Source organism: Streptomyces sp. NBC_01296, assembly GCF_035984415.1.
GTDB lineage: Bacteria > Actinomycetota > Actinomycetes > Streptomycetales > Streptomycetaceae > Streptomyces.
The window spans coordinates 4704495-4717158 of record NZ_CP130720.1 but is presented as its reverse complement, the minus strand read 5'-3'; the positions used below and the strand labels follow the sequence as shown (position 1 = coordinate 4717158).

Below are 12664 nucleotides of genomic sequence, written 5' to 3'. Positions count from 1 at the left end.
TGCGCCGGGAAACGACTGAGCGCCCCGTCCGGCCGAAACCGGAGGGGCGCTCAGTGGCAGGTCAGAGGGTGTTCCCCCCGGCCTCGGAGCGGTAGGCCATGTCGGACTCGAACCGACAACCAACGGATTAAAAGTCCGCTGCTCTGCCAATTGAGCTAATGGCCCTCATGTGCTCACCCCAGAGCATAGCCGCAGACCACCGGCCAGCCGATCGAGTATCGGCTGACCGGCCCCGTCGCGGCCGGCGAAACGCAGAACAGGGCCCCCACGACGGTGTCGTGGGGGCCCTGTCAGGCCATCAGCTCAGAGCCGGGGGCCGGTGTCAGCCGTTGCGCTTCCAGCGGGGCTTGTCGTCGCGGCGGCCGCCGAAGGAGCCGGTCGAGCCGGAGCCGGAGGGGCGGTCGTCACGGCGGAAGCCGCCGGACGGGCGGTCGCCGCCGCCGGAGCGGAAGCCACCGGAGGGACGGTCGTCGCGGCGGAAGCCGCCACGGTCGCCACCGCGGTCGTCACGGTTGAAGCCACCCGACGGACGGTCGTCGCGACGGAAGCCGCCGGACGGGCGGTCGCCGCCACCGGAGCGGAAGCCACCGGAGGGACGGTCGTCGCGGCGGAAGCCGCCACGGTCGCCACCGCGGTCGTCACGGTTGAAGCCACCCGACGGACGGTCGTCGCGACGGAAGCCGCCGGACGGGCGGTCGCCGCCACCGGAGCGGAAGCCACCGGAGGGACGGTCGTCGCGGCGGAAGCCGCCACGGTCGCCACCGCGGTCGTCACGGTTGAAGCCACCCGACGGACGGTCGTCGCGACGGAAGCCGCCACCACGGTTGTCGTCACGACGGTCGCCACCCGAGCGGAAGCCGCCCGACGGACGGTCGTCGCGGCGGAAGCCGCCACGGTCACCGCCGCGGTCGCCGCCGCGGTCGCCACCACGGTCGCCACCACGGTTGTCGCGGCGCTCGTAGTTGCCGCGGTCGTCGCGGGCCTGGAAGGCCGGGCGCTCCTCGGCGGCCGGCGTGGCCGCGACGGCGGCCGCGACCTCGGCCTCGGCGGCCTCGGCCACCTCGGCGACAGCGGCCTCCGGGTCCTCGCCGCGCTCACGTGCGGAGCGGGCGACCAGGCGGTCGGCCTCCTCGCGCAGCTCGGCGGCACGGCGCGTCAGGCGCTCCAGCTGCTTGGTGAGGTCGGCGACCTCGCGCTCGGCCTGCTTGGCGGCGTTGTTCGCGGAGTCGGCCTGGACCTCGGTCAGCGAACGCGCACCGGTGATCTCGGCGACCTCCGGGTCGAACGCGCCGGCGCCCTGGACGATGTGGCGCGAGGCGTCGACGCCCGCGTCCTCCATCAGGCGGAAGATCTGGCGGCGCTGGTGCGGAAGCGCCAGCGAGACCACGACACCGGACTTGCCGGCACGGGCGGTACGGCCCGAGCGGTGCAGGTAGTCCTTGTGGTCACCGGCCGGGTCCACGTTCAGGACCAGGTCGATGCCGTCGACGTGGATGCCGCGGGCGGCGACGTCGGTCGCGACGAGCGCGTTGACGTAGCCGTCCTTGAAGTCCGCGAGGACGCGGGTACGGGCGCCCTGCGTCATGCCGCCGTGCAGTGCGTCGGCCTTCACACCGGCCTCGACGAGCTGCTCGGCGATGCGGTCGGCGCCCAGCTGGGTGCGGACGAAGATGATGGTGCGGCCCTTGCGGGCGGCGATGGCGGCCGTGACCGGCGCCTTGTCCTTCGGCTTCACGACGAGGACGTGGTGCGTCATGGTCGTGACGTTGCCCTGCGCGCTGTCGACCTCGTGCGTGACGGGGTTGGACAGGTAGCGCTTGACCAGGGTGCCGATCTCGTTCTCCATGGTGGCGGAGAAGAGCATGCGCTGGCCGCCGCCGGGGATCTGGTCGAGCAGCTCGGTGACCTCGGGCAGGAAGCCCAGGTCGGCCATCTGGTCGGCCTCGTCGAGGACGGCCACCTCGACGTTCTCCAGGGAGCAGGCGCCGCGGTTGATGATGTCGCGCAGACGGCCCGGGGTGGCGACGAGGACGTCGACACCGCGCTCGAGGGCGTAGATCTGGTTGCCCATCGACGTACCGCCGCAGACGACCTTCATCTTCAGGCCGAGCACGTCGCCGTACGGCTGGAGGGCGTCCGCGACCTGCATCGCGAGCTCACGCGTCGGCGTGAGGATGATCGCGCGGGGCTTCTTCTTCTCGGTGTGGCCACCGGCCAGGCGGGCCAGGGTGGGCAGACCGAAGGAGAGGGTCTTGCCGGAGCCGGTGCGGCCGCGGCCGAGGATGTCCTTGCCGGCCAGGGCGTCCGGGATGGTCGCGGCCTGGATCGGGAAGGGGGAGGTGACACCGTTCTGCGCGAGCTTGCGCACGACACCCTCGGGCAGACCGAGGGCGCCGAAGGTGATGGTGGGCTCGGCGTCGGCGTCGTCCGCCTCGGCCTCGATGGACTGGTCGGTCGTCACGTCGGCCTCGAGGGCCTCGATGATCTCGTCCGCCTCAGCGGCCTCGATCGCCTCGGTGACCACAAGGGCCTCGACGGCGTCGACGATCTCGTTCGAGTCGTTCTCGGGCATGACGGCACGGTCAGAACTGGAAATGGACATGCGAAATGCGAAACCTTCCGGAGTCTCGGCACGCGCCCAAACTCCGTGAATCGCAAATCGACCGCCTCAATGCGGTCAGCCACGGCTAGGGAGAGTACGCGCCACACGGCGCTCTTCGGATTCGGCGCCGGGCAATGGGATCAAACGATCTATAACCATACGCACCCTCCCCCGGGTCTGGCAAGTCGTTCCGGCCAGACCCGCCCTGACCTGCGACGATCCAGCCGATCCAGGGGGCGGGCACCCGCCCGCGACCGCTCCCGGAGCCGCCGCGCGGCTACGCGGAGGGCGAGGCGCTGGGCTCCGGCGCGGGCGGCGTCGGGGCGGGCGGAGTGGGCGAAGTCACGGGCGGCAACGGGCTCGGCGACTGGACAGGGGGCGGGACCTGCGCCCCACCAGAGCCACCGCTTCCGGATCCGCCCGAGGTCGGCTGCTGCGGACCCTGGCCGCCGGCGCCGCCTCCCGGACCCGCCGACGGCGACGGGGCTCCGGGCCTGCCGGCGGGCGCGCCCGGGCTGGGGGAGGCCCCGGTGGCACCGGACGCCTTGCCGTCCTCGGCCGGCTTGCCCTCCTCGCCCGCCGCGCCGGGCTTCGAGCCGCGGCCGTTGCCGTGGACGCCCGACCCCCTGCCGGAAACGGAACCTCCGGTCGCCTCGGCGGCCGCCTTGCGGTCCGCCGAGGAGGAGGGCCCGGGCTTCGCGCCGTCCTCACCGACGCTCATGCAGCCCGCCGTGGCCGCGACCGCGAGCGCGGAGACGGCCAGTCGGAGGGAAGCGGACAACTGGCGCACGGGGCACCTCCTGGGGGGGCTCCCCGGCAGTGGCCGAGGGAGGGCGGTCAGGGTCCGCGGTGAGCGGGTCAATGTGCCCAACTCCCTTTGCCCCGTAAGGGACACGCCCTTGGGGACACCGCCTGTCCGCAATCCGCCGCCCCGCCGGGCGCACACCGGCGGATCCGGCACGTACCGGCACGTCCCGGCCGCCCGGCCCGGCCCGCCCGGCCCGGTCAGAACAGGCCGGTTCAGGCGAACAACTGCCGTGCCACCTGCGACCCCAGCGTCACCGCGCCCAGCCCCGCCAGCACCGAGGCCGCCACGTTCGCCGCCGCCAGGAACCGCCAGCCGCGCTCGTACAGCCGCAGCGTCTCGTACGAGAACGTCGAGTACGTGCTCAGCGCCCCGCACAGCCCGGTCCCCAGCAGCAGGTTCAGCCGCGCCGAGGCCGCACCGGCCAGCACCGCCCCCGTCAGCAGCCCGAGCACCAGGCAGGCGGCCGCGTTCACCACGAACGTCCCCCACGGGAACACCGAGTCGTGCCGCGCCTGCACCGCACGGTCCGTCAGATAGCGCAGCGGCGCCCCGACGACGGCACCCGCCACCACCAGCAGCCAGTTCACGCCCGCCCCCGCAGTGCGAGGCGGGCCGCGCAGCGGGTCGCCGAGGCCGCCGCCCACACCGCGCCCAGCGCCGCGACCACCGTGAGCCCGGCGTACGCCAGCGCGGTCCCGGGCTCCCCCTCCTCCAGCAGCCGCGAGAAGTCCACCGCGTACGTGGAGAAGGTGGTGAACCCGCCGAGCACCCCGACCCCGAGGAACGGCCGGACCAGCGGATGCGGCGCCGACCGGCCGCCCTCGCTGATCAGCACCATCAGCACCCCGATCAGCGCGCAGCCGATCACGTTGGTCCAGAACGTCGCCCACGGGAAGCCCCCGGGCCCGGCCGGCCACAGCAGCGCCGCCCCGTACCGCGCCGAGGATCCGAGCGCGCCGCCCGCGGCGATCGCGGTGAGCACCGGGCCCGGCCGTTCGGCGCGCTGCCCCGGCACATGGAGGTCGACGTCCGGATCGATCGCCTCGGCGGGGCCGGCGACGCCCGGCTGCGGGCCGGTCACCCGTAGCCCAGCGCGTGCAGCCGCTCGTCGTCGATCCCGAAGTGATGGGCGATCTCGTGCACCACGGTGACCTCCGTCTCCGCGATCACGCTCTCCCGGTCCTCGCACATCCGCAACGTGGGGTTCCGGTAGATCGTGATCCGGTCCGGCAGCACCCCGGCGTACCACTCGCCGCGATCCGTCAGCGGGGTCCCCTCGTACAGCCCGAGCAGCTCGGGATCATCCGCCGGCGGTTCGTCCTCGACGAACACCGCCACGTTGTCCATCAGCCGCGTCAGCTCCGGCGGGATGCGGTCCAGGGCCTCTGCGACGAGCTCTTCGAACTCCTCGCGCGTCATCTCCAGCACCCGGCCATTGTCCCTCCGGTGGGAGCGCCTCCGGCTTGCGGGGGAGAAACCGTTTTGGCGATAGCTCCCCGGATCCCATATGCTTCTCACGTCCCCGACGCGCTGGAAAGCGCCCAGGCGGGCCTTTAGCCCTCATCGTCTAGTGGCCCAGGACGCCGCCCTTTCAAGGCGGTAGCACGGGTTCGAATCCCGTTGGGGGTACGCATTACCGTGTGCAAGACTTGGTCTCGCACACTGCAAGGTCCTGTGGAGCAGTTGGTTAGCTCGCCACCCTGTCAAGGTGGAGGTCGCGGGTTCAAGTCCCGTCAGGATCGCTGAGGCCGGAAACGGTCTCGTGGCTGGGTAGCTCAGTTGGTACGAGCGATCGCCTGAAAAGCGATAGGTCGCCGGTTCGACCCCGGCCCCAGCCACCACAAGAAGGCCCCGTCCATCGGACGGGGCCTTCTGCGTTACTCCGCCCCGCTCTCGGGACCGGTACGACGACGCCACTGCGTCACACCGACGGCCGCCGCGCCCGCCGCCACCAGCCCGAGCAGCGCCCAGTCCGGGACCGCGTCCGCCAGCGACCGGACCCGCTGCTCCACCGCGAACGAGTCGTCCACGTCGAGCAGCCCCGGCAGCGCGCTCGCCCCGTCGTACGCGAGGAACAGCGCGCCGAGGGCGATGAAGAACAGCCCGGACAGCAGCGAGGTGGTGTGCAGCTCGAAGCGGCCCAACCGGACGGCCCGCCCGCGCAGCCAGCGCCGCCGGCCCAGGTCGAACCGCTCCCAGAGCAGAGCCAGCAGGAACAGCGGTACGGCCATCCCCAGCGCGTACACCGCCAGCAGCAGGCCGCCGTAGACCGGACTGCCGCTGACCGCCGCCACCGTCAGGACGCTGCCCAGGATCGGGCCGGCGCAGAACCCGGCCAGCCCGTAGACCGCGCCCAGCGCGTACACCGACAGGGCGGTGGTCGGCCGGATCCGGCCGGACAGCTCCGAGATCCGCTTCGAGGCGAAGCCCAGGCCCAGGATCTGCGCGAGCCCGAGCGCGATGATCAGCCAGCCGCCGGCCAGGACCAGCCCGTCGCGGTTGCTGTGGAAGAACCGCCCGGCGTACGAGCCGGCCGCGCCCAGCGGTACGAGGGTGCTCGCGAGGCCCGCGTAGAAGATCCCGGTCCGCGCCAGCAGCCGCGAGGCGGAGTCGATCGAGTACGCGAAGAACGCGGGCAGCAGCAGCGCGCTGCACGGGCTGAGCAGCGCGAGCAGCCCGCCCAGCAGTGCGGCCAGATATCCGATGTCGCCGACGCCGGTCACTGCGCGGCCCGGCCGTCGGCCTGGGGCTCGGCCTGGGGCTCGGCCTGGGCCTTGGTCTGCGCCTTGGCCTTGGTGATCGCCGCGGCGAAGGCGTCGAGCGGCTGGGCGCCCGCGATCGGCTGCCCGTTGACCAGGAAGGACGGGGTGGAGCTGACACCGATGCGGTAGCCCTCCTCCTGGTCCTTCTGCAGGGCGGCCGCGGCGGCTTCGCCGGCCATGTCCCGCTGGAAGCGCTCCAGGTCCGGGACCCCGGCCTCGCGGGCCAGCTCCATCAGCCGCGCCTGGCCGAAGCCCTTCTCCTTGGCGCCGTCGGCGTACGCGGCGGCGTGGAACTGCGCGAACCGGCCTTGCTGCCCGGCGGCCCAGGCGGCCTTGGCGGCGGCCTCGGAGTCGGCGCCGAAGATCGGGAAGTTGCGCCACTCGATGCGCAGGGTGCCGTCCTCGACGTACTTCTTCACCAGTTCGGGTTCGGTGTCGCGGGCGAACTTGCCGCAGTAGCCGCACTTGAAGTCGGAGTACTCGATCAGCACGACGGGGGCGTCGGCCCGGCCGGCGGCGAGCTGGTCGCCGGACTCGCGGCGGGCCAGCTTCGCCAGCTCGGCGTGGACGTCGGAGCCCTTGGGCGCGGCCGCGGCCGAGGAGGAGTTCCGGGCGGGCCTGTCCTCGGGCGCGGTGGCCTGCCAGGACACGATCCCGAGGGTGACGGCGGCGACCGCGACCCCGGCGGAGATCAGCAGCCGCTTGCGCGCGGAAGCGGAAGAAGAAGCGGAAGAAGAGGAACGCGGACGGGAAGGGGAAGGGGACATACGGGTGCTCCAGAGCTGCGCGTGGTGAAGGTGGACCGGCGGGAGGGCCGGTCCTCTACACCCGCATCACGGACAGCTCCACCGGCCCCGGAGCCGGCTGGTCCGGCCCCCGTACGAGCACCCGCACCTGCGCCACCCGGTCCGCCCAGGCCTGTTCCACGGCGGTCCGCCCCACCGGGGCGTGGGCGTGCTCCCCGGCACCGCGGGGCGGCACGCCCGGGGCCTGCCCGTGGTCCCGGGTCCCGGGATCACACGAGGGCCCCCGGTCGGCGGAGGCCACGGCGTGGACAGGAGCAGTGGCCGGAGCAGCGGCTGAAGCTGCGGCCGAAGCTGCGGCCGAACCGGCCGCCGAAGCGGAGGCCGAAGCGGACGCCGCACTCGGAAGCGGACCCGAATGCGGAGTCGGCGCCGCGGGCACCGCGCACCCCACCAGGACCGCGAGAACGGCGCCGAGCAGCCACCACACTCCACGGACGCGGGACATGGCGGGCCTCTCACTCGGTCGGCGGGTCGGTTCAGGCGATCTCGTCCCGAAATGGTACGGGGAGGGGGCACAAATGCGTTCGCCACCCGGCACCTGCGGGTGAGATCCTCGATCAGGTATGTCTACTTCCTTCGCCGCCCTGCAGACGCTTCTCGGTGAGATCTCCCTCCGTGACGCGCACCGCCTCGGCCGCCGCCTCGAAGGCGCCCGCCGCATCCGCAAGCCCGAGGCCAAGCAGGCCGTGCTCGACGAGATCGCCGCGGAGGCCGAGAAGGCCGCCGCGCGACTCGCCGGCCGTGCCTCGCGGATGCCGGAGGTCACGTATCCCGAGAACCTGCCCGTCAGCCAGAAGAAGGACGAGATCGCCGAGGCGATACGCGACCACCAGGTCGTGATCGTCGCCGGTGAGACCGGTTCCGGCAAAACCACGCAGATCCCCAAGATCTGCATGGAGCTGGGCCGCGGCGTCCGGGGCATGATCGGGCACACCCAGCCCCGCCGGATCGCCGCCCGCACCGTCGCGGAGCGCATCGCCGAGGAGCTGAAGTCCGAGATCGGCCAGACGGTCGGCTGGAAGGTCCGGTTCACCGACCAGGTGGACCAGGACGCGACCTTCGTGAAGCTGATGACGGACGGCATCCTGCTCGCCGAGATCCAGACGGACCGCGAGCTGCGCGCGTACGACACGATCATCATCGACGAGGCCCACGAGCGGTCCCTCAACATCGACTTCCTGCTCGGCTACCTCTCCCAGCTGCTGCCGAAGCGCCCCGACCTCAAGGTCGTGATCACCTCGGCGACCATCGACCCGGAGCGGTTCTCCCGGCACTTCGGCGAGGCCCCGATCGTCGAGGTCAGCGGCCGTACGTACCCGGTCGAGGTGCGCTACCGCCCGCTCCTCGAGGACGACAGCGAGGAGAGCGACCGCGACCAGATCACCGCGATCTGCGAGGCCGTGGACGAGCTCCAGTCCGAAGGGCCGGGCGACGTCCTGGTCTTCCTCTCCGGCGAGCGCGAGATCCGCGACACGGCGGACGCGCTGAACAAGCGGAACCTGCGGTTCACAGAAGTCCTCCCCCTCTACGCCCGCCTCTCGCACGCCGAGCAGCACCGTGTGTTCCAGCAGCACACGGGGCGCAGGATCGTTCTCGCCACCAACGTCGCCGAGACCTCCCTCACCGTCCCCGGCATCAAGTACGTGATCGACCCGGGCAACGCCCGGATCTCCCGCTACAGCCACCGCACCAAGGTCCAGCGGCTGCCCATCGAGCGGATCTCCCAGGCCAGCGCCAACCAGCGCAAGGGCCGCTGCGGCCGTACCAGCGACGGCATCTGCATCCGGCTCTACTCCGAGGACGACTTCCTCTCCCGTCCCGAGTTCACGGACGCCGAGATCCTGCGCACCAACCTGGCCTCCGTCATCCTGCAGATGACCGCGGCCGGTCTCGGCGAGATCGAGAAGTTCCCCTTCATCGACCCGCCGGACCACCGCAACATCCGCGACGGCGTCCAGCTGCTCCAGGAGCTCGGGGCCCTGGACCCGTCCGAGAAGGATCCGTCGAGGCGGCTCACGCAGATGGGCCGCCAGCTCTCGCAGCTGCCCGTGGACCCGCGCCTGGCCCGCATGGTCGTCGAGGCCGACAAGAACAACTGCGTCCGCGAGGTCATGGTCATCGCGGCGGCCCTGTCCATCCAGGACCCGCGCGAGCGGCCCTCGGACAAGCAGACGCAGGCCGACCAGAACCACGCCCGCTTCAAGGACGAGACGAGCGACTTCCTCTCGTTCCTGAACATGTGGCGCTACCTCCGCGAGCAGCAGAAGGAGCGCGGCTCGTCCTCGTTCCGCCGGATGTGCAAGCAGGAGTACCTGAACTTCCTGCGGATCCGCGAGTGGCAGGACATCTACTCGCAGCTGCGTACGGTCGCCAAGGGCATGGGCATCCACGTCAACGAGGCCGACGCCCCCGAGACGAGCGTGCACATCTCGCTGCTGGCCGGACTGCTCTCGCACATCGGCCTCAAGGACACCGACAAGAACGAGTACCTCGGCGCCCGCTCCGCCAAGTTCGCGATCTTCCCGGGCTCGGCGCTCTTCAAGAAGCAGCCGAAGTTCCTCATGTCGGCCGAGCTGGTGGAGACCTCGCGGCTGTGGGCCCGGGTCAACGCCAAGGTGGAGCCCGAGTGGGTCGAGCCGCTGGCCCAGCACCTGATCAAGCGCACGTACAGCGAGCCGCACTGGGAGAAGGACCAGGCGGCCGTCATGGCGTACGAGAAGGTCACGCTGTACGGCGTGCCGATCGTCGCCCAGCGGAAGATCAACTACGGCCGGATCGACGCCGAGGTCTCGCGCGAGCTGTTCATCCGCAACGCACTGGTCGAGGGCGACTGGCGCACGCACCACAAGTTCTACGCCGACAACCGCAAGCTCCTCACCGAGGTCGAGGAGCTCGAGAACCGGGCGCGGCGCCGCGACATCGTGGTCGACGACGAGACCCTCTTCGACTTCTACGACCAGCGGATCCCCGAGCACGTGGTCTCCGGGGCGCACTTCGACTCCTGGTGGAAGCACAAGAAGCGCGAGGAGCCCGAACTCCTCGACTTCGAGCGCGAGATGCTGCTCACGGAGAAGGCGGCCGGGGTCACCAAGGCCGACTATCCGGACTCCTGGCGGCAGGGGCAGCTCACGTTCCGGGTGACCTACCAGTTCGAGCCCGGCGCGGACGCGGACGGCGTGACCGTCCACATCCCGCTCCATGTGCTGAACCAGGTCACCGGCGAGGGCTTCGACTGGCAGATCCCGGGCCTGCGGGCCGAGGTCGTCACCGAGCTGATCCGGTCCCTCCCGAAGCCGATCCGCCGGCACTACGTGCCCGCGCCGAACTTCGCTACCCGCTTCCTGGACACTGCGGTGCCGCTGCAGGAGCCGCTGCCGGCCACCCTGGCGCGCGAGCTCCAGCGGATGGTCGGGGTCCCGGTCTCCGCCGAGGACTTCGACCTGTCCCGGATCCCGGACCATCTGAAGATCACCTTCCGGATCATCGACGAGCGCCGCAAGAACCTCGCCGAGGACAAGGACCTGGAGGCCCTGCGGCTGAAGCTGAAGCCGAAGGCCCGCCAGGCCCTCTCCAAGGCCGCCGCGGCCACCGCCGAGCGGGCGGGCGGGGAGTCGCTGGAGCGCACCGGTCTGACCGACTGGACGATCGGCACGCTGACCAAGGTCTTCGAGACCCGGCGGGCCGGGCAGCCGGTGAAGGCGTACCCGGCGCTGGTGGACGAGGGTGCGAGCGTCTCCGTACGGCTCTTCGACACGGAGGCCGAGCAGCAGCAGGCGATGTGGCTGGGCACCCGGCGCCTCATCCTGCTGAACATCCCGGTGAACCCGGCGAAGTTCGCCTCGGACCACCTGACCAACCAGCAGAAGCTGGCCCTGTCCCGCAATCCGCACGGCTCCATCCAGGCGCTGTTCGACGACTGCGCGACCGCCGCGGCCGACAAGCTGATCGCCGACCACGGCGGCCCGGCCTGGGACGAGGCGGGCTTCCGCGCGCTCTACGAGGCCGTACGCGCCGACCTGGTGGACACGACCGTGCGGACGGTGGGCCAGGTGCAGCAGGTACTGGCCGCCTGGCAGGCCTGTGAGCGCCGCCTGAAGGCCGTGAACAGCCTGGCCCTGGTGGCGAACGTGCAGGACGTGAAGAGGCAGCTGGCGGCCCTCGTGCCGGCCGGCTTCGTCACCCTGACGGGCCTGCGGCGGCTTGCGGACCTGATGCGCTACCTGGTGGCGGTGGACCGGCGGCTCCAGCAGATGCCGACGGGCGCCCAGCGCGACACCACGCGCATGGAGAAGGTCCACGAGATGCAGGACGAGTACGCGTGGCTGCTGGAGCAGCTGCCGAAGGGCCGGCCGGTGCCCTCCGCGGTCACCGACATCCGCTGGATGATCGAGGAACTCCGGGTCAGCTACTTCGCGCACGCGCTCGGAACGGCGTACCCGGTCTCCGACAAACGGATCGTGAAGGCGGTGGACGCGGCGGCCCCGGGCCCCGCCCGCTGATCGGGTTCGACTGCACCCCCTGAGCTGGGGTACAGTCTGATTCGCAGCCGCCCAACGGCCGCAAATCAAGGACCTGTGGAGCAGTTGGTTAGCTCGCCACCCTGTCAAGGTGGAGGTCGCGGGTTCAAGTCCCGTCAGGTTCGCAACAACATCAGGGCCCGTATCCCCCAGGGATACGGGCCCTGATGCGTTGTCGGCACCTTCCGACCCCACCCCGCCACACCGTCCGCCCGGCCCGCCGGCCCATCCGCCGCCGCTGCGCGCCCCCTTGAGGGCCCCGGCGGCCGCTCAGGGGCCGCCAGAGGCTCCTGGGGGTCCCTGGGGGTTCACCTCGGCCCTGCCCGGGCATCCGCAGCGAAAATCCCCCATCCGCATGAGGCACTCTGCGACGCACGTCCCCTTACGGGTGCATTGCGGGTTGTACAAGAGTGACAGCCTGTGACGGGAGTCACCACATGAGTTTTTGAGACTCGCACATTTATCGCACCCATACGCGTGCTCGATTTAATATGTGCAATGGCACCCACTCCGTCGGCGCCCCGCACCAGCCCGATTCCGCCGTCCCCGGACATAAAAAAAGATCGCGCTGGACCCGGCGGAGTCCAGCGCGATCGAACGCCGAGAACCTGTTGGGGCAGGTCCGAGCGTTTGAAGCCATGTGGGTTTCATCGGATTGGGGGACCCGATTCAAGCCCGGTAAAGCGGGGTGCTTACGTGCTTGCGCGACCTCAGGCCTCGCTGCGCTGCTGCGGAATTCCCGCGAGCAGTGCGCGAACCTCGGCCTCGCGGTATCGGCGGTGTCCACCCAGGGTGCGGATGGACGTGAGCTTGCCAGCCTTGGCCCAGCGGGTGACCGTCTTCGGGTCCACGCGGAACATCGTGGCAACCTCAGCCGGGGTCAGCAGCGGCTCGGCATCAGGGGTGCGAGCGGTCATGAGCGGCCTCCTCGGGAGAACCGAACCATCTCGGTTCTTTCCTCTAAATTCTGCACCTTGGCCCGCGTTGCCCGAAATGGACATACGCGGGCCGAGTCGGTTATAGGACGAACGGCTTGTCCTCGGCACTACAACTACACCATCCGTCCAGCCTCGACGGCCAAACCGATGGAATTGCCCTCCGAGGTGTTCATCAGCGGCGGAAGCCGATGGACCGTCCCATAACGGACAGTCACCCCACTGTGACGATCA

At 71.0% G+C, this 12664-nt stretch carries 10 protein-coding genes and 5 tRNA genes; 5 read left to right on the top strand and 10 right to left on the bottom strand.

Annotated elements, in window-relative coordinates; all coding sequences use genetic code 11:
• Window positions 1-92 precede the first annotated feature (92 nt).
• From OG299_RS21405 to OG299_RS21380, 6 genes are all read right to left on the bottom strand, one after another.
• A tRNA-Lys gene (locus tag OG299_RS21405) sits at window positions 93-165 on the bottom strand.
• Between the two features lie 157 nt (window positions 166-322).
• A complete protein-coding gene (locus OG299_RS21400; protein ID WP_327362319.1) occupies window positions 323-2572 on the bottom strand; it encodes a DEAD/DEAH box helicase in 2250 nt (749 codons plus the stop codon).
• Window positions 2573-2879: 307 nt separating this feature from the next.
• Window positions 2880-3392: a hypothetical protein gene (locus OG299_RS21395; RefSeq protein ID WP_266627878.1), complete on the bottom strand. Its 513-nt coding sequence runs from the start codon at window positions 3390-3392 to the stop codon at window positions 2880-2882.
• A gap of 230 nt (window positions 3393-3622) precedes the next feature.
• The gene (locus tag OG299_RS21390) at window positions 3623-3997 is read right to left on the bottom strand and encodes a fluoride efflux transporter FluC (protein ID WP_266627876.1); all 375 of its coding nucleotides are present in this window, start codon (window positions 3995-3997) and stop codon (window positions 3623-3625) included.
• Window positions 3994-4491: a FluC/FEX family fluoride channel gene (locus OG299_RS21385; RefSeq protein ID WP_327362318.1), complete on the bottom strand. Its 498-nt coding sequence runs from the start codon at window positions 4489-4491 to the stop codon at window positions 3994-3996. The genes OG299_RS21390 and OG299_RS21385 overlap by 4 nt, the downstream gene beginning before the upstream one ends.
• Window positions 4488-4838 (bottom strand): metallopeptidase family protein, encoded by a 351-nt coding sequence (locus OG299_RS21380; RefSeq protein ID WP_030160118.1) that lies wholly within the window; start codon window positions 4836-4838, stop codon window positions 4488-4490. Before OG299_RS21380 ends, OG299_RS21385 begins: the two co-directional genes overlap by 4 nt.
• Before the next feature lie 128 nt (window positions 4839-4966).
• Between OG299_RS21380 and OG299_RS21375 the strand changes: the two genes are divergently transcribed.
• From OG299_RS21375 to OG299_RS21365, 3 genes are all read left to right on the top strand, one after another.
• Window positions 4967-5039: transfer RNA gene (locus OG299_RS21375), tRNA-Glu, on the top strand.
• A gap of 39 nt (window positions 5040-5078) precedes the next feature.
• Window positions 5079-5152: transfer RNA gene (locus OG299_RS21370), tRNA-Asp, on the top strand.
• Between the two features lie 22 nt (window positions 5153-5174).
• Window positions 5175-5251, top strand: a tRNA-Phe gene (locus tag OG299_RS21365).
• Window positions 5252-5287: 36 nt separating this feature from the next.
• Here the strand turns inward: OG299_RS21365 and OG299_RS21360 are convergent.
• Genes OG299_RS21360 through OG299_RS21350 form a run of 3 tightly spaced genes read right to left on the bottom strand, consistent with a single transcriptional unit; the run spans window position 5288 to window position 7153 of the window.
• The gene (locus OG299_RS21360) at window positions 5288-6133 is read right to left on the bottom strand and encodes a cytochrome c biogenesis CcdA family protein (RefSeq protein WP_327362317.1); all 846 of its coding nucleotides are present in this window, start codon (window positions 6131-6133) and stop codon (window positions 5288-5290) included.
• A complete protein-coding gene (locus tag OG299_RS21355) occupies window positions 6130-6939 on the bottom strand; it encodes a DsbA family protein (protein ID WP_327362316.1) in 810 nt (269 codons plus the stop codon). The genes OG299_RS21360 and OG299_RS21355 overlap by 4 nt, the downstream gene beginning before the upstream one ends.
• Window positions 6940-6994: 55 nt before the next feature.
• Window positions 6995-7153, bottom strand: coding sequence for a hypothetical protein (locus tag OG299_RS21350; protein WP_266627866.1), 159 nt, complete (start codon window positions 7151-7153; stop codon window positions 6995-6997).
• A 388-nt stretch (window positions 7154-7541) separates the two neighbouring features.
• On the opposite strand from OG299_RS21350, the gene hrpA reads away from it, so the two are divergent.
• Together hrpA and OG299_RS21340 are read left to right on the top strand one after the other, a co-directional pair.
• Entirely contained in the window at window positions 7542-11477 is a 3936-nt protein-coding gene (gene hrpA, locus OG299_RS21345) for an ATP-dependent RNA helicase HrpA (protein ID WP_327362315.1), read from the top strand.
• A 69-nt stretch (window positions 11478-11546) separates the two neighbouring features.
• Window positions 11547-11620 (top strand) — tRNA-Asp (locus OG299_RS21340).
• Window positions 11621-12205: 585 nt separating this feature from the next.
• On the opposite strand, the gene bldC is transcribed toward OG299_RS21340, so the two are convergent.
• Complete coding sequence (bldC, locus tag OG299_RS21335) at window positions 12206-12412, bottom strand: developmental transcriptional regulator BldC (protein WP_003949541.1); 207 nt, start codon at window positions 12410-12412, stop codon at window positions 12206-12208.
• Window positions 12413-12664: the final 252 nt, after the last annotated feature.